The 23,316-nt window shown below is 55.0% G+C and carries 22 protein-coding genes; 12 read left to right on the top strand and 10 right to left on the bottom strand.

What is annotated here, in order from left to right:
• Positions 1-97: 97 nt before the first annotated feature.
• The 3 genes from QPL95_RS16485 to QPL95_RS16475 form a co-directional block, all read right to left on the bottom strand.
• Positions 98-592 carry a zf-TFIIB domain-containing protein gene (locus QPL95_RS16485; protein WP_303292025.1) on the bottom strand — a complete coding sequence of 165 codons (495 nt, stop codon included), beginning with the start codon at positions 590-592 and terminating at the stop codon, positions 98-100.
• 407 nt (positions 593-999) lie between these two features.
• Complete coding sequence (locus tag QPL95_RS16480; protein WP_303292024.1) at positions 1,000-1,695, bottom strand: NrdJb; 696 nt, start codon at positions 1,693-1,695, stop codon at positions 1,000-1,002.
• Between the two features lie 30 nt (positions 1,696-1,725).
• The gene (locus tag QPL95_RS16475; protein WP_303292023.1) at positions 1,726-3,864 is read right to left on the bottom strand and encodes an adenosylcobalamin-dependent ribonucleoside-diphosphate reductase; all 2,139 of its coding nucleotides are present in this window, start codon (positions 3,862-3,864) and stop codon (positions 1,726-1,728) included.
• Between the two features lie 369 nt (positions 3,865-4,233).
• On the opposite strand from QPL95_RS16475, the gene QPL95_RS16470 reads away from it, so the two are divergent.
• Positions 4,234-5,043 (top strand): DUF6160 family protein, encoded by an 810-nt coding sequence (locus tag QPL95_RS16470; RefSeq protein ID WP_303292022.1) that lies wholly within the window; start codon positions 4,234-4,236, stop codon positions 5,041-5,043.
• A 68-nt stretch (positions 5,044-5,111) separates the two neighbouring features.
• On the opposite strand, the gene QPL95_RS16465 is transcribed toward QPL95_RS16470, so the two are convergent.
• The 3 genes from QPL95_RS16465 to QPL95_RS16455 form a co-directional block, all read right to left on the bottom strand.
• Positions 5,112-5,906: an ABC transporter ATP-binding protein gene (locus tag QPL95_RS16465; protein ID WP_303292021.1), complete on the bottom strand. Its 795-nt coding sequence runs from the start codon at positions 5,904-5,906 to the stop codon at positions 5,112-5,114.
• A 9-nt stretch (positions 5,907-5,915) separates the two neighbouring features.
• Positions 5,916-6,818 carry an ABC transporter permease gene (locus QPL95_RS16460; RefSeq protein WP_303292020.1) on the bottom strand — a complete coding sequence of 301 codons (903 nt, stop codon included), beginning with the start codon at positions 6,816-6,818 and terminating at the stop codon, positions 5,916-5,918.
• 66 nt (positions 6,819-6,884) lie between these two features.
• Positions 6,885-7,859, bottom strand: coding sequence for an ABC transporter substrate-binding protein (locus QPL95_RS16455; RefSeq protein WP_303292019.1), 975 nt, complete (start codon positions 7,857-7,859; stop codon positions 6,885-6,887).
• 254 nt (positions 7,860-8,113) lie between these two features.
• Between QPL95_RS16455 and QPL95_RS16450 the strand changes: the two genes are divergently transcribed.
• Positions 8,114-9,781 carry an AMP-binding protein gene (locus QPL95_RS16450; protein WP_303292018.1) on the top strand — a complete coding sequence of 556 codons (1,668 nt, stop codon included), beginning with the start codon at positions 8,114-8,116 and terminating at the stop codon, positions 9,779-9,781.
• Between the two features lie 69 nt (positions 9,782-9,850).
• Here the strand turns inward: QPL95_RS16450 and QPL95_RS16445 are convergent, their stop codons facing one another.
• Both QPL95_RS16445 and QPL95_RS16440 read right to left on the bottom strand, forming a co-directional pair.
• On the bottom strand, positions 9,851-11,539 hold the full coding sequence (locus tag QPL95_RS16445; RefSeq protein WP_303292017.1) for an iron ABC transporter permease: 1,689 nt from the start codon (positions 11,537-11,539) through the stop codon (positions 9,851-9,853).
• A gap of 158 nt (positions 11,540-11,697) precedes the next feature.
• Positions 11,698-12,711 carry a Fe(3+) ABC transporter substrate-binding protein gene (locus QPL95_RS16440; RefSeq protein WP_303292016.1) on the bottom strand — a complete coding sequence of 338 codons (1,014 nt, stop codon included), beginning with the start codon at positions 12,709-12,711 and terminating at the stop codon, positions 11,698-11,700.
• Between the two features lie 189 nt (positions 12,712-12,900).
• Between QPL95_RS16440 and QPL95_RS16435 the strand changes: the two genes are divergently transcribed.
• From QPL95_RS16435 to QPL95_RS16425, 3 genes are all read left to right on the top strand, one after another.
• Positions 12,901-13,200 carry a PilZ domain-containing protein gene (locus QPL95_RS16435; protein WP_303292015.1) on the top strand — a complete coding sequence of 100 codons (300 nt, stop codon included), beginning with the start codon at positions 12,901-12,903 and terminating at the stop codon, positions 13,198-13,200.
• 42 nt (positions 13,201-13,242) lie between these two features.
• Complete coding sequence (locus QPL95_RS16430; protein ID WP_303292014.1) at positions 13,243-13,830, top strand: hypothetical protein; 588 nt, start codon at positions 13,243-13,245, stop codon at positions 13,828-13,830.
• 173 nt (positions 13,831-14,003) lie between these two features.
• On the top strand, positions 14,004-15,314 hold the full coding sequence (locus QPL95_RS16425) for an HD-GYP domain-containing protein (protein ID WP_303292013.1): 1,311 nt from the start codon (positions 14,004-14,006) through the stop codon (positions 15,312-15,314).
• On the opposite strand, the gene QPL95_RS16420 is transcribed toward QPL95_RS16425, so the two are convergent.
• Positions 15,304-16,428: an organic solvent ABC transporter permease gene (locus tag QPL95_RS16420; protein ID WP_303292012.1), complete on the bottom strand. Its 1,125-nt coding sequence runs from the start codon at positions 16,426-16,428 to the stop codon at positions 15,304-15,306. The genes QPL95_RS16425 and QPL95_RS16420 overlap by 11 nt on opposite strands.
• 251 nt (positions 16,429-16,679) lie before the next feature.
• On the opposite strand from QPL95_RS16420, the gene QPL95_RS16415 reads away from it, so the two are divergent.
• From QPL95_RS16415 to queF, 3 genes are read left to right on the top strand one after another with little or no spacing between them, the layout of a single operon-like run.
• On the top strand, positions 16,680-17,630 hold the full coding sequence (locus QPL95_RS16415; protein ID WP_303292011.1) for an ABC transporter ATP-binding protein: 951 nt from the start codon (positions 16,680-16,682) through the stop codon (positions 17,628-17,630).
• Positions 17,627-18,400, top strand: coding sequence for an ABC transporter permease (locus tag QPL95_RS16410; RefSeq protein WP_303292010.1), 774 nt, complete (start codon positions 17,627-17,629; stop codon positions 18,398-18,400). Before QPL95_RS16415 ends, QPL95_RS16410 begins: the two co-directional genes overlap by 4 nt.
• Positions 18,401-18,418: 18 nt before the next feature.
• Complete coding sequence (gene queF, locus QPL95_RS16405; RefSeq protein ID WP_303292009.1) at positions 18,419-19,237, top strand: NADPH-dependent 7-cyano-7-deazaguanine reductase QueF; 819 nt, start codon at positions 18,419-18,421, stop codon at positions 19,235-19,237.
• 15 nt (positions 19,238-19,252) lie between these two features.
• Here queF and QPL95_RS16400 read toward each other — a convergent pair whose 3' ends face one another.
• Positions 19,253-20,692, bottom strand: coding sequence for an adenylate/guanylate cyclase domain-containing protein (locus tag QPL95_RS16400; protein ID WP_303292008.1), 1,440 nt, complete (start codon positions 20,690-20,692; stop codon positions 19,253-19,255).
• 230 nt (positions 20,693-20,922) lie between these two features.
• On the opposite strand from QPL95_RS16400, the gene QPL95_RS16395 reads away from it, so the two are divergent.
• The 4 genes from QPL95_RS16395 to QPL95_RS16380 all read left to right on the top strand — a co-directional run bounded on the left by QPL95_RS16395 (position 20,923) and on the right by QPL95_RS16380 (position 23,298).
• Positions 20,923-21,504, top strand: coding sequence for a nitroreductase (locus tag QPL95_RS16395; RefSeq protein WP_303292007.1), 582 nt, complete (start codon positions 20,923-20,925; stop codon positions 21,502-21,504).
• Positions 21,505-21,721: 217 nt separating this feature from the next.
• On the top strand, positions 21,722-22,120 hold the full coding sequence (gene flgB / locus QPL95_RS16390; protein ID WP_303292006.1) for a flagellar basal body rod protein FlgB: 399 nt from the start codon (positions 21,722-21,724) through the stop codon (positions 22,118-22,120).
• 31 nt (positions 22,121-22,151) lie between these two features.
• Positions 22,152-22,601, top strand: a complete 450-nt coding sequence (flgC, locus tag QPL95_RS16385; RefSeq protein WP_303292005.1) for a flagellar basal body rod protein FlgC — start codon at positions 22,152-22,154, stop codon at positions 22,599-22,601.
• A gap of 19 nt (positions 22,602-22,620) precedes the next feature.
• Positions 22,621-23,298, top strand: coding sequence for a flagellar hook assembly protein FlgD (locus QPL95_RS16380; RefSeq protein ID WP_303292004.1), 678 nt, complete (start codon positions 22,621-22,623; stop codon positions 23,296-23,298).
• Positions 23,299-23,316: the final 18 nt, after the last annotated feature.

Here is a 23,316-nt window from a genome sequence, read left to right as displayed (position 1 = left end):
CCTTGGCCAGCTCGGCAGCCATAGCTTTGAGTTTTTCTTGGTCCACTTGTGTACCCACGATGGTATCCTTTTGAAAAGATTACTCAGTCGTGGGCAGTTACACAATTTGGTTTACAGGCTCCTCTACGGCCCTCGCGGTATCGCTTTCCCCAACCAGCTTTTTCAGGCGGTCAACTTTCTTGCTTTCCATCTTTTCATCCCGCACCTTCCGCTGCCATTGGTCTGTGAATACCCTGGGAAGTTTGTGCGCCAGCTCCAGGGACTTAAGCAAAGTCCACTCGCTGCCGTCCAGCCATGCTTCATCACAGAAACCGCAAAGATCAATCCGGTTCTTGTGCTCGCTGGATACCGAGTACTTTGTCATCAGCTTGCTGCACTTGGGGCAGGAGAGGGCAGTTTTGGCATCGTTCTCAACTGTTACATCCGCATCAAAGCTCTCGCTCTGCTCGACGGGCTCATTTCTTTCCGCCCAATCGCGGTAGTAGAGCAGCGACAGAGAGGCGCCTTCACAGCCCGGGCAGCCCATAACAGGGAGGCCAGCTTCAATTTTGGTGGGTTTCAGGTCAGTGTTTCTGCATTTAGGGCACTTCATGGTGCTTCCTTCTTGGCGTCAAAACATACGGCACATTCCGCTTCATCCAGTTTCCTTAACGCGAACTGGCCCCTTTCTGAGACTGGGTGAGATCTGTCTGAAGCAAACTGTTCAGCAAACACCCTCGCTGTAGGGCCGAGACTGTCTAGCTCCCTTAGTCAAAGCTCGAGAGGGGCAATCTATCTGTTGCATCAATAAGTTCCGACATATCAGCAACTACTTTGCCGCCCGACGTTATCGAGTAAGCAAAGTTTTTTACTGCAGAAATGATTCTATCTTCCATGACCTTGATTCCATAAATGACTATTACGATTGCTTCCTGCCATGTGTCTTACAAAAAAACTTCGAACAAAAAGGCCCGGCAGCTTCCGCAACCAGGCCTTTTCATCACTTAGCAGTCAATCACTTCAACCGCATTTACTGTCGCCGCAGGACAGACATGTGGCGCAGCCGTCCATCACGATCACCGCCTTGGTGCTGCACTTGCCGCACATAGTGGCGTTGGCAGGGTAGTCGTTGCTGGTGTCGTCGTTGGTTGCGGCGCTCTGGCTTGCTTCAAACTCGGCGCGCTTCTCGGCGAGGATGCGCTTGGTGGTTTCGCTCATCTCGTCGCTTTCGAGAAGGCCGATGGCCTTCAGGTGCTTCTCGATCACGGCGCCGATTTCAGCCACCAGGGACGGCATGAATACTCCGCCTTTCTTGAAGTAACCGCCGTTGGGGTCGTACACGCTGCGCAACTCTTCCACCAGGAAGGTCACGTCGCCACCCTTGCGGAACACCGCAGAGATGACGCGGGTGAGAGCGATAACCCACTGAAAGTGTTCCATCGATTTGGAGTTGATGAACACTTCGTACGGCTGACGGCTTTCGTGATCTGTGTCTTCGTTGAGCAGGATGTCGTTGATGGTGATGTACATCGCGTGCTCGGCGATCGGTGGTTTGATCTTGTAGGTGGTGCCCAGCAGAAAATCCGGCCGTTCGATGTATTCGTTCATCTGTACCGGCTTGGTGTCGGCCTGTACCGGAACCTGGTGTTCGCTGGCACTCGTGTCGGCTTTCTTGACTCGGTAGCCGACAATCTTGTTGCTGATTTTAACTGTCATTTTCTTTGTCCTGTCTGTCGGTTTCCGAAATCAATACTTTCCGTAAGTGCCTTCTTTGAGTGCATCAAACAGGTTGGCGGCGGTGTGGATTTCACCGTCGTACTCGACCTGTTCGTTGCCCTTCAAGGTGACTTTGCTGCCATCGTCCAGCGTGAACTCGTACAGGGTATTTTCAAGATCTTTTTCTTTGACCAGTACGCCCTGGAAGGCTTCCGGGTTAAACCGGAAGGTGGTGCACCCCTTCAGGCCCATGTCGTAAGCGTACAGGTAGATGCCTTTGAAATCCTGATAGGCAAAGTCCTGCGGTACGTTAGCGGTCTTTGAAATGGACGAATCCACCCACTTCTGCGCCGCGGCCTGAATATCTACGTGCTGCTTTGGTGTGACATCGTCGGATGTGGTGAAGTAGCTCGGAAGCTTTTTGTCTTCGTCGTTGGAGAAGGGCATGGCGCCCGGGTTGGCCAGGTGACGATAGGCCAGCAGCTCGAACGAGAACACGTCGACTTTCTCTTTGGTCTTGCGGCCTTCACGAATGATGTTGCGCGCGTAGTGGTGCGAGAAGCTCGGCTCAATGCCGTTACTCGCGTTGTTGGCCAACGACAGGCTGATGGTGCCGGTAGGCGCGATGGAGGTGTGGTGGGTAAAACGACCACCCTTCTCGGCCAGCTGCTTGATCAACTCGGGCTCAACGTGACCAATCTGCTGCATATATCGGCTGTATTTGGCGTGCAGCAGTTTGCCCTTCAGGATGTCACCGACTTTATAGCCGTCTTTGGCGAGGTCCGGGCATTTGGCGATCATCTTGGGCGTGACTTCGAACTCGTCTTCCATGATGGGTGCCGGGCCTTTCTCTTCGGCCAGGGCCAGGGACTGGCGCCAGCCTTCTACGGCCATTTCCCGCACGACTTCTTCGGTAAAAGCCACTGAGTCATCGGAGCCGTAAGGCATGCGCAGCATGGCGAGGGTTGAACCAAGGCCAAGAATGCCCATACCGTGGCGACGCTTGTAGGTAATTTCGTGGCGTTGTTCGGCCAGTGGCAGGCCGTTAATTTCTACGACGTTATCCAGCATGCGGGTGAAGGTGCCAACCACTTTGCGGTACTTTTCATAGTTGAAGCTGGCTTTGTCGGTAAACGGATAGTCCACGAACTTGGTCAGGTTCACCGAGCCCAACAAGCAGCTGCCGTAGGGAGGCAGTGGCTGTTCGCCGCAAGGGTTGGTGGCACGGATGTCTTCGCAGAACCAGTTGTTGTTCATCTGATTGACCTTGTCGATCAGGATGAAGCCTGGCTCGGCGTAGTCGTAGGTACTGGTCATGATGGTGTCCCAGATAAACTGGGCTTTCAGCGTCTTGTAGATGCGGCAGGCAACCTTGCCTTCGTCGTTAACGACGTAACCGTCCTGAATCGGGAAGTCGCGGTACAGGAACTGAGTAGTGTCGGACAGATCCAGGCCTTCTTCTTCCGCTTCTTTGCGGGTCACCGGGAACGACAGGTGCCAGTCGTCGCCGTTGCGCACGGCTTCGATGAAGTCTTCAGTGATCAACAGAGACAGGTTGAACTGGCGCAAGCGGCCGTCTTCACGTTTTGCCTGGATGAACTCGATCACGTCCGGATGGTGAACGTCAAAGGTGGCCATCTGGGCGCCGCGGCGGCCACCGGCTGAAGACACGGTAAAGCACATGCGGTCGAAAATATCCATGAACGACAGCGGGCCGGAGGTGGTCGCGCCAGCGCCAGCCACGTAGGCACCGCGCGGGCGCAGCGTAGAGAACTCATAACCAATACCGCAACCAGCCTTGAGGGTGAGGCCGGCTTCGTGATTTTTCTCCAGGATGTCGTTCATGGAATCCTGGATGTTGCCCGACACCGTGCAGTTAATGGTGGAGGTGGCAGGTTTGTGGGCTTCAGCGCCGGCGTTGGAGGTAATCCGCCCAGCGGGGATGGCACCGTTTTGCAAGGCCCACAGGAATTCCTTCATGTACTTGTCGCGTACATTTTTTTTCTCGACTTCGGCAAGAGCCCTGGCAACCCGTTCGTAGGTTGCGTTGATGTCCTTATCGACGGGCTCGCCTGTTTTGGTCTTCAGCTGGTATTTGCTGGCCCAGATATCGAGCGAAGCTTCCTGCATGGGTATCGTCGTGATAACTGCCTGTGCCTTAGCGTTCATTGCCACCCTCTGCTTAATAGTCTGTCTTCTGGTCTTTAACCCTATATATGGGCTTATTTTGGTGGAGTATAACAGGATATAGTGTTTTGTGAATAAGAGAGGGACTATGAATCGGGGCGGCTGAGCAAAGAAAATCAATGGAAAAAACCTTGAAAGTCCGCAATGCCGCACGGTTGCTGCTCTTGTGGGGCTGCGCCAAATTTTTACTAGATGTTGTGGTTTTCGGGGAGTCTCCAGAATAGTTCGGAACTGCACGTTTTGTGATCTCTGCACGTACCCTTTCGCGACGTGTCGGTACAGTAGTAACGTGGTGTCGAACGACTGCAGTGGCCCACAGGAAGTGATAACTACTATAAAAGGAAAAGAATAATGAAAGGCCTGAAACCTACGTTATTTGCGCTGTGCGTTTGCGGGGCTCCGTCCCTGGCAATGGCTGGCTTCCAGCCGCTGGATGATGGTTCCATGGGGAACATCACCGGTCAGGCGGGAGTGACAATTGAACTGGAAACAAAGCTGAATATCGACCGCTTTATCTATACCGATGAAGGGTCACTGGAGATAAACGATATCTTCATTGGTGGTGCGAACCGTACCGACATGTTCTCGGAAATGGGTTTGAACCTGAATGGCGATGCCAATGACCGGCTGGATAACATCCGGATCAACATTGATATTGCCCGGGATGGGGATGCGATCATCAACCTCCTGCCGCTCAGCTTCAACGCGGTTGATTTCAGAATGAGCACTGGCGCCTGGAACCTGACCGGCACGGGTGGCAGTACTACCGTTCTGGACAACTTCAATATGGATATGCTGATAGGCTCCGGAACGATCCGTGTGGATACCGCTACTGATAAATTGCGCTTTCAGACGGACATCGCCATTGACGATCTGGATTTTGATGCGCCATTCCTGGCCGTGGGCATTCGCGATCTTCAGTTGACCGGTGCAGATTATGATCTGGACGCCCCTCAGCCACTGAGGGTGTTTGCAAACGTGGATCTGAGCATCTACAAGGGTGCTAATGCTGCGGGCGCCGACGCGCTGGCCATTGATCTTGCCGCCTTTGAGGCGGATGTCCGGATTGGGGGCGTACTGATTGGCGGTACTTCCATCGGCTCAGTGGCGCTGGATAATCTGGCGATCACCAATACGACGATGCGAATCTACGGCCACTGACGGTTGTAGGCTAAAAAACGGGGCCATGTTGGCCCCGTTTTTTATGGTAGGTCATATTGCCGGTGTCGTTAACCCAACAGCAGGCTATCGTCGTCCACTTCCAGTCCGCGCTGCTTTTCGAACAACCCGAGCAGGTCCTTCACTTCCATACCTTCCCGGTCCTTACCTGCAATATCAAACACCACCTGGCCCTGGTGCAGCATCACGGTGCGGCTGCCGACCTCAAGCGCCTGTTTCATGCTGTGGGTGACCATGAGCGCGGTCAGTTTCCGCTCGTCAATGATCTTCTCTGTCAAATCGAGAACGAACGCGGCGGTTTTTGGGTCAAGTGCAGCGGTGTGTTCATCCAGCAACAGGATGCTTGACGGAGTCAGGCTCGCCATCAGCAGGCTGACCGCCTGGCGCTGACCGCCGGACAGCAGGCCCATTTTGTCACCCAAGCGATTTTCCAGCCCGAGTTTCAGCGACGACAGGCTGTCCCGGAACTGCCCCAGGTACTGCTTTTTTACCGCACTGGTCAATCCACGGAGTTGGCCACGCTTGATCGCAAGGGCCAGGTTTTCCTCAATGGTGAGCCCTTCACAAGTGCCCGCTAGTGGGTCTTGAAAAACCCGGGCAACTTGTCCGGCGCGTTTGTGGGTAGAAAGACGGGTTACGTCCATGCCATCCACAATAATCTGTCCGCTGTCTACCAGTACCTCGCCGGCGAGGGCGTTCAGGAAAGTCGATTTGCCGGCGCCGTTACTGCCGATAACCGTGACGAATTCGCCCTGGTTTACGGTCAGGCTCATGCCTCGCAAAGCAGGGTTTTCCAATGGAGTACCCTTGCCAAAGGTGAGCGTGAGATCGGTTGCGCTGATCATAGTGCCTCCTCAGGCTTTGTTGCGGCTGAAACGGCTGGTGAGATTGGAGCGTACGCCTGGCAGCACAATCGCCAGGGTAACGAGAACCGCGGTGATCAGATTCAGGTCTTGGGCTTGCAGCCCCAGCACGTCGGCATTCAATGCGAAGGCAATAGCGAGTCGGTACATGATGGCGCCAATGACGCAGGCAATCAGTGCACGTACAACGGAGGTGGGCGTGATGACTGCCTCACCCCCGATGAGTGAAGCAAGGCCGATAACGATTACCCCAACGCCCATGGTGACGTCCGCCGCGCCCTGACTTTGCGCAAATAGAGCGCCGGCGAGGCCAACGAGGCCATTGGACAAGGCCACGCCAAGGATGATCATGCCACCTGTGGCAATCCCTTGTGCGCGGGCCATTCGGGCGTTAGCACCGGTGGCGCGCATGGCCAGGCCGGTTTCCGATTTCATGAACCGCCACAAAAGAATCAGTGCCACCAACACCACAATGACGAACAGCACCACGGGCACCTGATGGAACGACAAGCCAAGGTCGTACCAGGGTGTGAGTACCGTTTCCTCGGTCAGCAGGGCCAGATTAGGCCGACCCATTATGCGCAGGTTGACGGAGTAGAGGGCGATCATGGTTAGGATGGAGGCCAGCAGGTTCAGAATGTTGAGCTTCACATTCAGGATAGCCGTAACGGCACCCGCGGCCATACCGGCCAGGACCGCCATGCCGGTGGCAAACCAGGGGTTCCAGCCAGCAAGAATCAGGACGGCTGCCACCGCTGCACCGAGGGGGAAGCTGCCGTCTACCGTGAGGTCCGGAAAATCCAGAACACGGAAGGAGAGGTAAATACCGAAAGCAACCAGGCCATAGATAAGGCCGGTTTCAAGAGCACCGTAGAATGCGATTTCACTGAGCATGGGTAATGGGTCACCGTGAAAGGAAACGGGCGGGCCCTTTTGGGGTCCGCCCGTGTTGGTCAGGCATTATTTGTCGCTTTTGACGACTTCTTTGGCATCCTTGATGAGGTCTTCAGACAGGGTGATCCCCATGCGCTCGCCAGCGGCCGGGTTCACAAACAGGTCCAGTTCTTCCATGATTTCAACCGGCATGGTTGCGGTATCCGCACCTTCCAGAATGCGGGCTACCATGGCGCCGGTCTGGCGGCCGTGGTTGTAGTAGTTAAAGCCCAGCGCGGCAACGGCGCCACGCTCAACCGTGGCGGTGTCGGCGGCAAAAACCGGAATCCTGGAGCGCTCACCAACGGACACGACAGCTTCAGCGGCACTGATGACGGTGTTGTCGGTGGTCAGGTAAATGGCGTCGACCTTACCGACCAGGGAGCGGGCTGCACCCAGAACTTCAGAGGTCTTGGTGGCTGCGCCTTTCACAAGTTCCATGCCGCGAGCCGCCAGGCGCTCTTCAAGCAGTTCAACCAGGGCAACCGCATTGGCTTCGCCGGGGTTGTAAACGGTTCCGATGCGCTTGGCATCCGGCATGATGCGCTGCAGCAGATCCAGGTGCTTTTCAATTGGCAGCATGTCGCTGACGCCGGTGATGTTGGCGCCCGGCTCTTCCCAGCTTTTCACCAGTTTGGCCGACAGTGGGTCAGTGACAGCAGAGAACACAACCGGGATTTCCCGGGCCGCTGCGGCAACGGTTTGGGCGGAGGGTGTGGCAATGGCGACAATGACATCCGGGCTCTCACCAACAAACTTCCGGGCAATCTGGGAGGCGATCGCGGAATTACCCTGGGCGCTTTCGTGCATCAGGCGCAAGTTTTCACCTTCACGATAGCCGCGCTCTGCCAGCTCGTCTTTCACGCCCTGGTGAACGGAATCCAGTGCGGGATGTTCAACGATCTGTGTAATGGCGACTACACGGGGATCTTCAGCCTGAACAAGGCTCGCTGCCGCCAGCAACGAGGCGCCTATCAGGGTGCGCAGGGTCTTTTTGGCCATATGCCCATCTCCGGGTTTGTTTGGGGTTTCCCTGAGTACAGGGATGAAAAAATCAAAGTCTGAAAGTTTACCACAGGCTTGAGGGGTTAAGGGTAGTGACGAGGGACAGTTTTCGGGTTTAAAGTGGCATGTGGTTGCAGATGCAAATTATTTTGCACGCATCACGTTTTGACGAGCGCGGATGTGTTGAAATAAGCTACTAAAGTCTAATAACACGCTAGTCATCCAACTATAAAGATAAAACAGGAAAGTCCATGGACAACTCCAAAAAACTCCCGCTTGAAATGGTCTACCACTGGGAGGCGACGAAAGCTGACTCTCTGTACATGACTCAGCCCATTGGCAATGGCAAGGTTGTTGAGTACACCTGGGGCCGGGCTATTGATGAAGCTCGCCGGGTGGCGGCGTACCTTAAGTCTCTCAATCTTCCTGATAAGAGCCGTATTGGTCTGATTTCCAAGAATTGTGCTCATTGGGTCATGACGGACTGGGCCATCTGGATGGCTGGTCATATTTCCGTGCCGCTTTACCCCACACTGAATGCCGATACCGTTAACTACATCCTGAAGCACGCGGAATGCGATGTGCTGTTTGTTGGCAAACTGGATGACTGGGATAGCATGAAGTCTGGCGTGCCGGAATCGATACGTTGTATTTCCTACCCCCTGAGCCCGCCCAACGATTTCGAATCCTGGGACGACATCGTCGCCAAGTTCCCGCCGCTTGAGGGTAAAACCCAGCGTGATGCGGGCGAGCTTGCGACAATTGTTTACACCTCCGGCAGTACGGGGCGGCCGAAAGGCGTCATGCTCAGTTTTGAAAATATGGCTTACGCGGCCGCAGGCGGCACCGAAACACTTAGCGTTGGGCCGGGCGAGCGCATTTTGTCTTATCTGCCGCTGGCTCACGTTTTCGAGCGCACGTTTGTTGAACTCGGTTCTCTTTATGCCGGCTTCCAGCTTTATTTTGCCGAGTCTCTGGATACCTTCGTGCAGGATCTTCAGCGTGCGCAGCCCACTCTGTTCCTCTCTGTACCGCGCCTGTGGGTGAAGTTCCAGCACGGTGTATTGCAGAAAGTACCGAAACAGAAGCTGGAGCGGATGCTCAAGATCCCTCTGCTGAACAAGCTGATCAAGAAGAAAGTTCTCAAGGGCCTTGGCCTGAGCAAGGTAAAGCTGGCGGGATCTGGCTCTGCACCTTTGTCGAGCGATGTCCTTGATTGGTATCGAAACCTGGGCCTGGAGTTGCTTGAGGGCTACGGTATGTCGGAAAACTTTGCCTATTCACACATGAACAAGCCTGGCCGCACTCGCACTGGCTACGTGGGTGAGGCATTGCCCGGCGTGGAAGTGAAGATCAGTGAGGTGGGCGAGGTGTTGGTGAAGAGCCCGGCTACCATGATGGGTTACTACAAGGATGAAGAGAAAACCGCCGAGGCCTTTACCGAAGACGGTTTCCTGAAAACCGGCGACAAGGGCGAGATTGACGAGATGGGTCGGTTGAAACTGACCGGTCGTATCAAGGAAATCTTCAAGAGCAGCAAGGGCAAATACATTGCACCTGCGCCTATTGAAAACCGCCTGATGTCACACGATGCCATCGAAATGGTGTGCGTATCCGGCGCCAATCAGACCCAGCCTCATGCACTGGTGGTACTGGGTGAGGAGATTCGCCCGAAGGCCGCGGACGCCAACTTCCGCAAAGAGCTGGAAGAAAGCTTCAAGCAGTTGATTAAGGACGTGAACAAAACGGTCGATCCCCACGAGCAACTGGCATTTATTACTGTCGTGAGTGATGAGTGGTCGATTGAAAACAGCTTCCTGACGCCGACGTTGAAGCTGAAGCGCAATGTGGTTGAAGATGCATACGAGGCCAAGGTTGATGCCTGGTACGCGCAGAAGCAGCCGGTGATCTGGCAATAAGCTTCGCTGACTGGTAACGACAAAGGCCCGGCAAATTGCCGGGCCTTTGTCGTTATGGCCTCACCGTTATCAGCCCATGGTTCGGGAGTTGGATATAGACCGGCTCATCAGAATAATGGGAATGATACCTGCCACCACGATAATCAAGGCGGGCAGAGCACTATGGTAAAGCTGCTCATCTGAGGCAAATTGGTAGACATAGGTGGCCAGGGTCTCGTAGTTGAACGGCCGCAGTATCAGTGTGGCTGGTAACTCCTTCATGCAGTCCACAAAGACCACCAGGGCGGCGGTAATCAGCGTGCCACGCAGCATGGGAAGGTGAACGTTCAGCAGGGTTTTGCCGGGCGTGTGCCCGAGTGACCGGGATGCCATGTCCATACTGGGCGTTATCTTCTGCAGCGCACTTTCAACACTACCGGCGGATACCGCCAGAAAACGAACGGTATAGGCAAAGATCAGTGCGAAGGCTGAGCCGCTTAATAACAGCCCGGTGCTCACACCAAGGTGCTCGCGGGTCAAGGAATCCAGCCAGTTGTCGAAGCCCGCCAGTGGCACAATAACGCCAACCGCTAACACTGCACCGGGCATTGCGTAGCCCAGGCTGGATAAGCGCATCAGCACCTGCATGCCTTTGGTGTTGTGGAGCCGACGGCTGTACGCGAGCGTTACGCCAATGAACAGAGTGGTCAATGCGGCGGCGCCGGACAGAAACAGACTGTTGAACGTGTTGCGTATGAAATCCGGGTTCCAGCTGACATCGAAGTATTCCCAGGCGTAGTAGCCCAGGGTGGCGCCCGGGATCAGGAAGCCCAGCACCAATGGCACGGCGCAGACGACCACACAAATCATTTGTCTCGGGAAGGACATGGTGAAGCGGTGAATGGGGTCGCGATTGTCTCGGGCGGCGTACTGTTGTTGTCTTCGGCGGGAGTAGCGCTCAAGGGTGACCAGAATGACCACAAATATCAGCATGGTGGTCGCGATTTGTGCAGCGCCACCGAGGTTGCCGAGATTCATCCAGGTGTCGAACAAACCCCTTGTGAGAGTTTGAACCGCGAAGAAGTCCACGGTGCCGAAATCATTCAGGGTCTCCATCAGCACCAGGGAGAGGCCCACGGCAATCGCCGGCCGGGCAATGGGTAGGACCACCTTAAAGAAGGTGCTTAGTGCGGAGTGGCCCAGGCTGCGGCTGACGGCAAACAGTGAGGGTGATTGCTCGAGAAAGGCGGCTCGGCCAAGCAGGTAAACGTAGGGGTAGAGCACCAGGCCAATCATCAGGGTGGCGCCCTCCAGACTTCTGATTTCAGGAAACCAGTAGTCGCTTGCATTCTGCCAACCGAACCATTCCCGCAAGGCCCGCTGCACTGGTCCGGCGTAATCGAGAAGGCTGGTGTACACATAGGCAATGACATACGCCGGTACGGCGAAAGGCAGCAGCAGCGCCCATTCAAAGAATTTTCGCCCGGGGAAGTCGCACATGGTGACCGCCCAGGCAGTAGACAACCCGATGGCCAGGGTGAGTACGCCGACACCAATCATCAGCTTTATGGTCGTAACAAGATAGCGGGGCAGGGTGGTGTCGATCAGGTGTGGCCAGATGTTTTCTTCGGGAAACAGGGCCAGAAAAATAACGGAAAGCACGGGCAGCGCAACGATTGCCGTGGTGATGGCAGCACTGACCAACCAGCGTTTTGAGGTGCGTTTTGCCAATAACGGTTGTGAAAGCCCGGGGTTGGCACTGCTAACAACCTCAGTCATGGCGTTCCTGTTTTTGATAGTGGTGATGAGAAGTGTTGCGATTTTAGATACTGAGCAGGCTCCCTGCAATGATTCGAGTCATATCATTGTCCGTCTTTAAAAGAAAAGGGGTGCATCCTACATGCACCCCTTTTCGGGAAGCGAACCTGTGTGGCTGCTTAGCCGTCGTAATCCACACGGTCGACCAGCTTCACAGCCGCGTTGCGGTTGTTGGCAACTTCTTGCAGAGACAGGTCGTCTGGATTGATGTCACCCCATTCAGCCACCAGGCCGGATGGCTTGACGGCCGGGTTAGCCGGGTATTCGGTGTTGGCTTCGGCATAAATGCGTTGTGCTTCAGGAGAAGACAGGAACTCCATCAACTTTACCGCGTTCTCTTTGTTCGGAGAGCTCTTGGTAAGGGAAATGCCGCTGATGTTTACGTGAGTGCCCCGGCCTTCAGCGTTCGGGAACACCAGATTCACCTGTTCGGCAATCGGGCGCTGGTTTTCGTCCATCAGCATGTTGCCGTAGTAGTAGCTGTTGCCGATGGCGATGTCGCACACGCCTTCAGCAATGGCTTTGATCTGATCACGGTCGCCACCCTGTGGCTTACGCGCCAGGTTGTCTTTGACGCCGTTCAGCCATTCTTCGGTCTCGGCTTCACCGTGATGGGCAATCATCGATGAGATCAGGGCGATGTTGTAAGGGTGTTTGCCGCTGCGCGTGCAGATGCGACCTTCCCACTTGTCATCAGCCAGATCTTCGTAGGTGCTGATCTCACCTTCTTTAACACGTTCTTTGGACGCGAAAATCAACCGGCCACGGGTGGTCAGGGCGTACCATTTACCTTCAGGGTGGCGCAGGTTTTCAGGAATGTTCTTGTTCAGGGTGTCAGATTCAATACCGGCAACCAGATCTTTCTCAACCAGTTCACTGATGCGGGAGATGTCTACGGTCATGACAACGTCTGCCGGGCTGTTGCGACCTTCGCGTTCGAGCCGCTCGGCCAGGCCCTGTTTGGCGAAAACAACGTTGGTTTTGATGCCGGTTTCATCGGTAAAGGCATTCAGAAGTGGTTCCAGCAGGTAAGCCTGGCGGTAAGAATAGATGTTTACTTCACCATCGGCTGATGCGGAGAGCGGCATGGCGGCCAGGGCGATGGCAGCGGTTGCGGCAAGTTTCATACGCATGGGTGCTTTCCTTTGAGTGCGGTACTTGTGAATGCTTTCCTGTAATTGGGTATCACAGGCATTTCATAACGGAAACCATTCTCATTGCTATTTCTGGCTGAGTCAATATCCCCTTTGGCATATTTATGTGAAAATGGTGTTATGCTTCATAACACTATAAAAACACTGAACATCACAGGAATTCCGTGAATGGCGGCCAGCGATCGCAGAGAGCACAATCGCACAGCGATGAGTGCCAAAGTAAAAGTGGTGCATCCGCAATGGGGTGAGCTCGTTTTTTCGACCCGTGACATCTCGGACGGTGGCGTCTTCATTGTTTTGGGAGAGCAAACCTTCGAGCCAGACATTGGCGACAAAGTGACGGTACAGGTGCAGGGGTTGCCTATTCCCGCACCCATACTTGAAATGGTGGTAGTTCGCCGCACGGTTGATGGTTTCGGGCTTCAGTTTGACCATTATGATGATCAGTCCGCTGATATTGATGACTGAATCGCGATAATAGTTGCCACCACTCAGAAAAGGCCCGTTGTCATGCGACTGTTTTTTGTTATTCGCAAGATGTCACTCCTGGTTATTGCACCCTCTTTACTGCTTGGTGGTTGCGCCAGCTACTACACCCATTACGCGATGTTTCCTGCGGAGAACTCGTCCGGTGAGCCCAGGCAGGTAAGGGTGTCCTGGCAAACGGCGGATTATCCGGACTGGTGGTTTGTCAGTGACAAGTCCACCACCATCAAGCTTGAAACCCAGTGTAGCGATCGCGTTTGGCGAATTGCCGACGACAGTCATGACAGTGCAGGCCGCTGTGCCGATGGTATTCGAGCATGTGGCGACAGCAAGCTGGATTTACAGGCTGTGAGCGGTGTGGCTGCTGGTAGCGGCTTTGCCTGTATGAGTGTGAGCGGGCCGGAGCGTATCGCGGGTATTGGTAGCATGTTTTCTTTGCTGGTTTCATGTCGTCCTGCTGCTGCCGAAGTCACCGACGGCGAGGAGAAGGTGAATCTGGATTACCTTCGCCCTTCGGCCGTGGCCTACTCTATCTATGCTCGCAAGGTCCCCAGAGGTTCCCTGAACGCTCGGCTTCCGGAATTTGACGAATCTGTCTGTAAAGAAGACTGATCAGTTAACAACGTTCGTGTGAATGTGATCACGCTATTACATTTCGTAGCCAATCGATAAGACAGGTTACGATTTGTGGCTTTTCGGTGACGTTTGTCTACAAATTCGTAATGGTGTCTTGCTGCCATCGTGTCAAACTGTGAGCTGTCAAAAATTGCTCTTTGCAGAGGTGCATGGTGGGAGTCCGTCAAAATAAGGTAGCGGTTCAGGATCTCGAGATCGGCATGTTCGTGTCGGATCTTGACCGCCCGTGGCATCAGACGCCGTTCCCTATTCAGGGCTTTTATATCCGCTCGCAAAGTGACATTCGGGCCCTTGTCTCTCATTGCAAGTGGGTGATGGTCGATGTGGCCGAAACACGCGATTCTGTGAAGGCGGAGTCGGACAAGGTTGTTGGGTTTGGCCGTTCGGCAAGTGCCCGGGGCAAAGGACGTGAAGAGCTTCAACTCCCGCCGCTCAGCATTCGTGAGCCGGTGGTTTACAAAACGGAAACGACGCTCAAGCGAGAAGTGAAAACGTCCAGGAAGTTGCTGGACGACGCGGAGCTGGCCTTGAGCCGTATGTTTGATGCATTACAGGCCGGGGAGCTTCCGGATTTTCGCCCCGTGGTGGCCATCACCCAAAAGATGGTGGAGAGTGTTGCGCGACAGCCAAATGCCTTGCTGTGGATGAGCAGAACCCGCGAGTACGATGACTTTATCTATCGCCACGCACTGAATACCGCTGTGTGGGCTTTGGTGTGCGGTCGCCAGCTCGGCCTTAACGAAGGCCTCTTGAATCACTTGGGCACCGGCTGTTTGTTGTCCCAGGTGGGTAAAACCGCGTTGCCAAAAGATCTGGTTGCTCGCGAGCATCAGTTGTCTGCTGAAGACTATGGAACCTTCCGGCGCTATGTCGAGCTTGGCGTAGAGGCTCTGGAGCCGGTCGGGCTTTCGCGGGCGGTTTTGAGCGTGGTTCAGGGTCACCGGGAACGTCACAACGGTTCTGGTTTTCCTGCGGGCATTCGTGGCGACAGAATTCCGCTGTTGGCAAAAGTGGCCGGTATCGCCGAGTTTTTCGAGTCGCTTATTGCGCCCCGTGATGACCAGGAGCCAATGACGCCGGCCAAGGCCGTCGCCTTGCTTTATGATATGCGTAATATCGAGTTCCAGGTGGATCTGGTCGAGGCGTTTATTCAGGCGATTGGCGTCTATCCGGCGGGCACGCTGGTCGAACTCTCTGATGGGCAGCGGGGAATCGTGGTGTCCCACAGCCCTGAGCGTAGGCTCTGGCCCAAGGTGATGGTCATGCAGGATGCCAATCGTCAGCCATTGAAGTCGGCGAAGGTGATTGATCTGGCTCGCTTCAATGAATCACGATCAGCAGGAGAAGCTTTGGCTGTGCGTGATTGTTTGCCGCACGGTACCGAAGGGCTGAATCCTGCCGGTTTCGATGTCACCGGCGCGGAATCCCGTTGGACTCTGGGAAAGCTGATCAGTCGGTAATCCGGACCCGAAGGGATTTCCTGACCCAGCGATAGCTGTCTTCCGGCGTGAAGTTGATGATAATTTCAGATTCTCCGCCGGCTGCACCGTCAACAAAATACTCTACTTCCGCTTCCTGCCAGCTCCATGTCTGAACAACCACATCCTGTGGGCGTTTGCTGATGGCCTCCAGGCCGTTCCCTGAGAGCTCGGTGTCGCCGCCAATCTTCTGGATATTTATCGCTTTCAGGCCGGTGTCGCTGGCTGCGTGTTCGGCAACGTGATTGGCGAGGAAGTATTTCCGACTGATGGCGTTGGAAATGCCGGCCAGTTCCCGTTTCAGGTATTCTCTGGCACGTTCGTTGTCCGCATCTTCCAGGCTGCGAACGGATTGTGTTATGCGGTCGCGCAGGGATTCCAGATCTTCTTTGTAGAAAATCTCCGGAATAATATCTTCGTCGTTTTCAGGCCTTGCAGGCGCTGCGTCGATTTCCGCTTGTGTGGGTGGCTCGTCGCACAGGGGATTTTCTTCTTCGTAAAAACAGATAGACGCCAGTAACTGGTTGGCGGGAGATTGCTCAGCCGTGAATTCGTCCTGGGGAACGGTAAAGTCAACTGCACCTGGAAGCCCGGGGTCGCTCAGGGCTGCGTTCAGCTGTTCGATGACCCGGGTGCGGATATCAATACCTTCTCCGTCATCAATAACCTCGGTCCAGTTCAGTGCAAGCAGAAAACGGGTTCGGTTCAGCAGTTCTATGTTGCTCAGAAGCTCTTCTTCAGTCAGAGCATGATCTTTAAGTTGCTCGGTATCGACTTTTGGCGTTTTCAAGGCTTCCCGTAATTCTGGCTGAAACTCGAGAAAGCTGACGAACTCCTGGGCGGGAACGCCCTCGGCGATGGGCAGGTTGCCCACTTTCAATGTCAGGGTTTCACCGGGGTAGTAGCGAAAGGTGCCTTGTTCGTCGGTGGTGCCGGTCTGGCTGGCGGTTTGGTAGCTGAGACCGCCGACGCCCAGGCTGTGGATGCGCCCGGCGCTGGTGTCATCGGAGCCCGACCCACCGCTGTCCAGGCAGCCGGAAAACAGGAGTGCAGCGGAGAGTGGCAGAAACAGACGGCTTAGATGAACGAATTTCATGGTGTATCGTACAATCCCTTCGCGTTTACCTGATCTACCCGGGAGCCGGATTCAGGCTTTTGTAAGTTGTTGTAACCGCATTATAGGGAGGGCGGCGGTGGTATATCGGGAAACCTGTCGCAGTTTGCGTGTTTGGCATGCAAGGCATGACCACCAGCTCTGCCTTGAATTTTCATCGATTGCCTCAATCAAATAGCTCTCTAACGTATTTTGCCCATAATGCGGCGTATTCACTGATAACGGTTCGGCTTATGACCTACGCACTGGAAATCGAAGGCCTTGAGAAGCGCTATGGCGATGGCTTCCAGGCTCTGAAAGGGATTGATCTGCACGTCAGGGAGGGGGACTTCTTTGCCCTGCTGGGCCCTAATGGCGCAGGGAAGTCCACTACACTGGGCATTGTGTCGTCTCTGGTGAACAAATCCGGCGGCACGGTCAGGGTGTTCGGGAATGATATTGATACCAACCTTTCCGCCGCCAAACTGAACCTTGGTGTAGTGCCGCAGGAATTCAACTTCAATCAGTTTGAAAAAGTCTTTGATATTGTCACAACCCAGGCAGGCTATTACGGCATTCCATTGAAGCAGGCCCGGGTGTCTGCTGAGAAATACCTGAAAAAGCTGGGGCTGTGGGACAAGCGTGATACGCCGTCCCGGATGTTATCCGGGGGCATGAAGCGCCGTCTGATGATCGCCCGTGCCCTTGTGCATGAGCCCCGCCTGCTGATATTGGACGAGCCCACGGCCGGTGTGGATATCGAGTTGCGGCGCTCAATGTGGCAGTTTCTGGAAGAGATCAACCGCAATGGCACGACGATTATCCTGACCACCCATTACCTGGAAGAAGCGGAAGCTCTGTGTCGCAACATTGCCATTATTGACCACGGCGAAATTATCCGTCACACCAGCAAGCGTGAGCTGTTGCAGCAGCTGAGTGTCGAGACCTTTGTTCTGGATACTGAGACGCCGCTGGAGTCTGTTCCCGAATTGCCGGGTTTCCAGTGTGTGATCAATGGGGATGGCGCGTTGGAAGTTGATGTTGCCAAAGGGCAGGGCCTGAATGCTCTGTTCGTGGAACTGGAAGGTAAGGGGATCAAAGTGATCAGTATGCGCACCAAGGCCAACCGGTTGGAGGAACTGTTCGTGAGAATGGTTGAAGATAACGCCCGGGTGTCCGGTGCAACCGGGGAGGTGAGGGTATGACGCCTCTGGCTCTCTGGACAGCCTTTCAAACCATTGTGTTGCGCGAAATTCGCCGCTTTACCCGTATATGGCCCCAGACCCTGTTGCCACCTGCGGTCACCATGACGTTGTATTTCATTATTTTCGGTAGCCTGATTGGCTCCCGTATTGGTGACATGGGTGGCTTCGACTACATGCAGTTTATCGTTCCCGGCCTGATCATGATGGCGGTGATTACCAACTCCTATTCCAATGTGGTGTCATCGTTCTTTTCCATGAAGTTTCAGCGCAGCATTGAAGAGCTTCTGGTGTCGCCCGTTCCCAACTGGACGATACTGGCCGGCTACGTTGTAGGCGGTATGGCCAGGGGCCTGATGATCGGGCTGATTGTTACGCTGTTGTCCCTGGCGTTTACCCGGCTTTCGATACATAACCTGCCGATGGTTGTGGTAACGGTGTTCCTTACCTCGGCGCTGTTTTCGCTGGGCGGGTTTATCAATGCCATGCTGGCCACCAAGTTTGACGATGTGTCCATCGTCCCTACGTTTGTTCTCACGCCGCTGACGTATCTGGGCGGGGTGTTCTACAGCATCGATCTGCTGCCGGACGTCTGGCAGGGCGTTTCGCTGGCCAACCCCATTCTTTATATGGTGAACGGCTTCCGCTACGGCATACTAGGTGTTTCGGATGTTAACCCGTTTGTCTCGCTTGGTATGATTGTCATATTTATTGTTCTGCTGACGGCCATTGCCTTGCGCATGTTGGCGCGGGGCAAGGGTATTCGCCACTAACAGGGTTCCGGTATTTCTATGGCTTTGCATAACGCTCCGCTGGGCAAGTCCAGCGACTACCCGGATCAGTACGATCCCTCGCTGCTGTTCCCGGTGGCCCGTGATGAAAACCGCCGGCGTATCGGGCTTGATGATGGTCGGTGGCCCTGGTTTGGCGAAGACCTGTGGCAGGCCTGGGAAATCTCCTGGCTCCGGCCTGGTGGCGTGCCTGCGGTTGCCTGGGCAGAAATCCGTTTTCCGGCGGCCTCGCCGGCGATCATCGAAAGTAAATCCCTGAAGCTGTATTTGAACTCGCTGAATCAGGCCGTTTTCTCTTCCTGGGAACAGGTGGCGGGCACCATAACGGGGGAGCTCTCAAGCGTTTGCGGCGCAGCGGTGGATGTGCGATTGCTGAGTGTCGATGAATCCGAACCTGCAATCGGCCGGCCTGAAGGCTATCAGTTGATCGATGACGAGACGGTTGCTGATGTGGTGTATGAGTATTCTGCGACGTCTTTGGTTGCTGAAGGCCCGGAAGTCACTGAGCAGCTTTGCTCACACTTGCTGAAAAGTAATTGCCCGGTGACGGGGCAGCCTGACTGGGCGACGGTGCTCATCCGCTACACCGGGCCCGCAATTGACCGGGCAGGGCTGCTGCGTTACATCGTGAGTTTTCGTCAGAAGCAGGATTTCCACGAGCATTGTGTGGAAACCCTGTTTACGGATCTGATGACGCATTGTCACCCGAAAGAACTGATGGTTTGTGCACGCTACACCCGGCGAGGTGGGCTGGATATCAACCCCTGGCGCAGCACCAGTCCTGAGGATGGCCCGGGGCCCAGGCTGGTTCGACAGTAGATAGGCAAGGCGAGCCTATTCGGCGTCGTCTTCCTGTCGCAGGCGGTCTGCGGCGTCTTCAAGCGCGGAAAGAATGGTTCTGCGCTCGCGCTCGGTGATCTTGTCCGAATCCAGGTACATGGCGAAGCCGCTGTGCTCATGCTCCATGAAGCTTCGGTTGGGCCCCATGTCCCGGCGGAAGTCCACCACCTCGTAAATCGGTACGGGTTTGGCGAACCCTTTTACGGTGATTTCACCTTTGTCCCGACACATGATGCGGTCTTTGATCAGAGAGAAGGTCTCATAGGACACCAGAATCTCGCCGGCTTCGGCCAGTGACTCCAGGCGGCTGGCGAGATTCACCTCTTTTCCGATAATGGTGTAATCCATGCGGTTTTCCGCGCCGAAGTTGCCCACGGTGGTATAGCCGGTACTGATCCCCATGCGTATTTCCAGCGGGGTTTTAATGCCCTGGCTACGCCACTTCTGGCGCATGATCTTCATGTGCTTGCGCATGTCGATGGCCATGGATACACAGGCAAAGGCGTCTTCGCGTTGGCCGCGGCTGGTGGGGTCGCCGAAAAATACCATGATCGAGTCGCCGACGAATTTGTCGATGGTGCCGCCGTATCTTAAGGCGACCTCCGACATTTCGTTGAAGTAGTGGTTCAGCAGCTCGGTCAGCGCTTCAGGTTCCATCTCTTCAGACAGTTCGGTAAACCCTTTGATGTCCGAGAAAAATACCGCCAGCTTCTTGCGTTGGGTTTCCAGCCGGACATCGCGTTCCCCGGTAAAAATAGACTGCCACACCTGGGGCGAAAGGTACTTTGAAAGCTTGTGGGACAGCGCGATTGACTGCTCACGTTGGTTCTGAATCTGAGTCTTGGCATACAGCAGCGCGCGGGCCTGTACGTGCGAATAATAGGCGGTTACGCAGATGTAGATGCCGGTGGCCCCAATGGACACAATGCTGGTGAGTAGTGGAGACTGGAAGTTTTCTGCCGTGCCGGTGGTGGCTACGGTGGCCGCCAGTGATGCGGCCGTCAGTGCTGTGCCAAACAGCCATTGCCGGACGCCGCCTACAATCAGGCAACTGAACATCAGCATCAGCACTATGGACACAGAAGGAATGGCAATCAGGCCGATCAAACCAATGAAGCCGCCGCCGATTATGCAGTCGAGCAACAACATTTTTTGCCGAACACGGGGAGAGCGGCTTAAAAAGGTGCGGCGGGTCAGCAGGTGGGTGATGTGCGGCCAGATCAGTGCGCCGGCCACAATCCAGAGCAGCCATTGGTCAAAAATATCTTGCAGAACACCGGTGACGATAATGGCAGCAGTAGCCGTGTAGGCCAGGATGCGACCGTTATAATCCGGCATGGGCGGAATGGCAACGGTATGATCGTAAGCGTCACTGTGGACTACTTTACCGGCGGTGCCAGTAGCATTGCGTAGTTCGGCCGGAGCGCTCATCATTTCAGAATCGGACCCTTACTGGATTTCCGAGCAGGGATGAACTCCGTATTACGGCGTTGTGAAACGGCGTTGTGAAACATAGTGCGGATCGCTCATGGTCTGCTGCAGGGTGTTTTAATTGTTGGTTGCGACTAAGACCAAAGATTAACAGTATTACGTAGAACCCACAATTCATCAGAGTGGCCGGAGTGTGGTGGTTACTCTTTAAAGCGAATGAACAGCGAGCGTTTATGAATGCAATAACCCGGTTTCTTCTGGACCGCTCTTCCGAGCCCAGGCTTGAGGCGCCAGCTCCACCCAAAGCCGTGCTTGATCTGGCCTTCAAATGTGCCGCCCGCGCGCCGGATCATGCCTTGTTGAGGCCCTGGCGCTACCTGGTTGTAGAAGGCATCGCCCGTGCGGAACTGGGTGAACTCTTTGCGGCGACGTGCCCGGAGGGCGCTTCGGATCAGGAGCAGGAAAAAGCCAGAAAATCACCACTCAGGGCGCCCATGGTTATTGTTGGCATTGCCACTCCGCGGCCTCATCCGAAAGTGCCGGAGATCGAGCAGGTCATGTCTGCAGCGGCTGGCATGACACTGTTATCGCTTGCTCTCTCAGACGCAGGGTACGGCGCTATGTGGCGTACCGGTGCCGTGGCTTATCACCCGGCAGTGCTCAAGGGGCTTGGCCTGGCGGAAGGGGAGTCCATTGTCGGCTTTCTTTATACCGGTACCGTGGCTTCGGCAAAACCTGAAGTGCCTCGCCCGGCATGTTCGGATTATGTCGAAGACTGGGCCGGCCCCGGCCTGTCGAACCCCTGGCCCATTTAAGTGTTGGTGAGTTGAAGGCGGCGTGAGGAAACAGCTTGCCGCTCTGGTTCAACTGCGCCTGGCATTGCCGCCCGAAATTTAACCAATCTCTTCTCCAGCCTGCGCCCCAGCAGGCTTTTTCAATTTTGGCACTGCACTTGCTTTAACACCTTCAGAACGCAATACCGGCAAATCCGAGAGCAGTCTCAGCGGCCGGTGCAGATTTCCGGAGGCAGTAATGGCAATTTCATTTGATAGCGCACTGGGCATTCACGAGCAGGCTCTGCAAGGTCGTGTTAAGCGTGCAGAAGTCCTGGCGAATAACCTGGCGAATGCGGATACCCCTGGCTACAAAGCACGGGATGTGGACTTCCAGGCAATGATGCAGAAGGCTCAGGATTCCATGAGCGGCTTCGGAATGGCGACAACCCACAGCGCCCATATGGACACCTCCAGCGCCGGTGGCGACAGCGAGCTGCTATACCGCAATCCGCATCAGCCTTCAGTTGACGGCAATACGGTGGATGCTCAGCAGGAGCAGAGCCGCTTTATGCGCAATGCCATGGATTATCAGGCCAGCTTTCAGTTTCTCAGCAGCAAGTTTTCAGGCCTGACCAAAGCCATCAAGGGCGAGTAAGCCGCACCAATTACGATTAAAGGAGATTGTCATGTCACTGGGTAACATTTTTGACATCGCAGGTTCAGGCATGACCGCGCAGTCCCTGCGGCTAAACACCACCGCATCGAATATTGCCAATGCTGAAACCGCCAGTTCCAGCACAGAAGGCACATATCGTGCCCGCAAGCCGGTGTTCGCCGCGATTCAGCAATCCATGCTCAATCCTGATCAGCAAGGTTTTGGCGCCGGGTCTTCCGAGGGGCCAGGTGCCGGTGTGAGGGTTGAGGGCATCGTTGAAAGCGATGCAGAGCTGCAGATGCGCTATGAGCCGAATCATCCTGCCGCCAATGAAGACGGTTATGTGTTTTACCCCAACGTGAACGTAGTGGAAGAAATGGCCGACATGATGTCTTCATCCCGCAGTTTTCAGATGAATGTCGACATCATGAACACCGCTAAATCCATGATGCAGCGCATTCTGACACTGGGTCAGCAGTAATTAAGGTGAGGAGATAACCATGAACGCAGTGAATTCAGCGTCTGCCTCAGACGTGCTGAGCCAGTATCAGATTCAGCGGGACGACAAAGCCCAGGGCGGCAGTGAGCTCGGCAAAGATGCCTTTATGGAGCTGATGCTGGCCCAGATGAAAAACCAGAACCCTCTGGAACCCCAAGACAACGGCGACTTTATCTCGCAGCTCGCTCAGTTCAGTTCGCTGGAAGAAATGCAGAACCTGACTGGTACGGTTGATGATGTGGCAGGGCAGTTCCGTTCCAGCCAGGCGCTGCAGGCCTCCGCGATGGTGGGTAAAACGGTACTGGCTCCTTCCAGTGTTGGCATTCTTGGTGGTAAAGGTGAAATAACCGGAACCGTTGAAGTTCCTGCTTCCACTGGTGGTTTGCGGCTGTCTGTGATGAGTCAGTCCGGGGAGCTGGTTCGTCAGATTGATATGGGCAGCAGTCAGGCCGGCGTGGTGTCGTTCCGCTGGGACGGTGCCGACGGCAACGGCAATCCTTTGCCGCCTGGCCCGTACCAGATTGTTGCGCAGGGTAGCTATCCATCCGGTACCGAACAGCTCGGCACGATGGTCAGTGCCAATGTAGACAGCGTTTCGTTGGGTAAAGGTGGCTCGATCACTCTGAACCTGGCCGGCATGGGCTCCATTGCCCTGTCTGACGTCAAACAAATTAACTGATCCGGTGTCAGACCAGGA

The organism is Marinobacter sp. SS5-14b (assembly GCF_030541005.1).
GTDB lineage: Bacteria > Pseudomonadota > Gammaproteobacteria > Pseudomonadales > Oleiphilaceae > Marinobacter.
The sequence above is the reverse complement of the archived record's forward strand: the minus strand, read 5'-3'. Positions and strand labels throughout refer to the sequence as shown.

What these genes read in the sequence shown, in the direction of transcription:
- QPL95_RS16465 (WP_303292021.1), bottom strand. Translation starts at nt 5,906, where the DNA reads ATGATCAGCGCAACCGATCTCACGCTCACCTTTGGCAAGGGTACTCCA.
- QPL95_RS16450 (WP_303292018.1), top strand. Translation starts at nt 8,114, where the DNA reads ATGGACAACTCCAAAAAACTCCCGCTTGAAATGGTCTACCACTGGGAG.
- QPL95_RS16395 (WP_303292007.1), top strand. Translation starts at nt 20,923, where the DNA reads ATGAATGCAATAACCCGGTTTCTTCTGGACCGCTCTTCCGAGCCCAGG.
- QPL95_RS16415 (WP_303292011.1), top strand. Translation starts at nt 16,680, where the DNA reads ATGACCTACGCACTGGAAATCGAAGGCCTTGAGAAGCGCTATGGCGAT.
- QPL95_RS16455 (WP_303292019.1), bottom strand. Translation starts at nt 7,859, where the DNA reads ATGGCCAAAAAGACCCTGCGCACCCTGATAGGCGCCTCGTTGCTGGCG.
- QPL95_RS16485 (WP_303292025.1), bottom strand. Translation starts at nt 592, where the DNA reads ATGAAGTGCCCTAAATGCAGAAACACTGACCTGAAACCCACCAAAATT.
- flgC (WP_303292005.1), top strand. Translation starts at nt 22,152, where the DNA reads ATGTCACTGGGTAACATTTTTGACATCGCAGGTTCAGGCATGACCGCG.
- QPL95_RS16425 (WP_303292013.1), top strand. Translation starts at nt 14,004, where the DNA reads ATGGTGGGAGTCCGTCAAAATAAGGTAGCGGTTCAGGATCTCGAGATC.
- QPL95_RS16440 (WP_303292016.1), bottom strand. Translation starts at nt 12,711, where the DNA reads ATGCGTATGAAACTTGCCGCAACCGCTGCCATCGCCCTGGCCGCCATG.
- QPL95_RS16400 (WP_303292008.1), bottom strand. Translation starts at nt 20,692, where the DNA reads ATGATGAGCGCTCCGGCCGAACTACGCAATGCTACTGGCACCGCCGGT.
- QPL95_RS16420 (WP_303292012.1), bottom strand. Translation starts at nt 16,428, where the DNA reads ATGAAATTCGTTCATCTAAGCCGTCTGTTTCTGCCACTCTCCGCTGCA.
- QPL95_RS16470 (WP_303292022.1), top strand. Translation starts at nt 4,234, where the DNA reads ATGAAAGGCCTGAAACCTACGTTATTTGCGCTGTGCGTTTGCGGGGCT.
- queF (WP_303292009.1), top strand. Translation starts at nt 18,419, where the DNA reads ATGGCTTTGCATAACGCTCCGCTGGGCAAGTCCAGCGACTACCCGGAT.
- QPL95_RS16475 (WP_303292023.1), bottom strand. Translation starts at nt 3,864, where the DNA reads ATGAACGCTAAGGCACAGGCAGTTATCACGACGATACCCATGCAGGAA.
- QPL95_RS16410 (WP_303292010.1), top strand. Translation starts at nt 17,627, where the DNA reads ATGACGCCTCTGGCTCTCTGGACAGCCTTTCAAACCATTGTGTTGCGC.
- QPL95_RS16445 (WP_303292017.1), bottom strand. Translation starts at nt 11,539, where the DNA reads ATGACTGAGGTTGTTAGCAGTGCCAACCCCGGGCTTTCACAACCGTTA.
- QPL95_RS16430 (WP_303292014.1), top strand. Translation starts at nt 13,243, where the DNA reads ATGCGACTGTTTTTTGTTATTCGCAAGATGTCACTCCTGGTTATTGCA.
- flgB (WP_303292006.1), top strand. Translation starts at nt 21,722, where the DNA reads ATGGCAATTTCATTTGATAGCGCACTGGGCATTCACGAGCAGGCTCTG.
- QPL95_RS16380 (WP_303292004.1), top strand. Translation starts at nt 22,621, where the DNA reads ATGAACGCAGTGAATTCAGCGTCTGCCTCAGACGTGCTGAGCCAGTAT.
- QPL95_RS16435 (WP_303292015.1), top strand. Translation starts at nt 12,901, where the DNA reads ATGGCGGCCAGCGATCGCAGAGAGCACAATCGCACAGCGATGAGTGCC.
- QPL95_RS16460 (WP_303292020.1), bottom strand. Translation starts at nt 6,818, where the DNA reads ATGCTCAGTGAAATCGCATTCTACGGTGCTCTTGAAACCGGCCTTATC.
- QPL95_RS16480 (WP_303292024.1), bottom strand. Translation starts at nt 1,695, where the DNA reads ATGACAGTTAAAATCAGCAACAAGATTGTCGGCTACCGAGTCAAGAAA.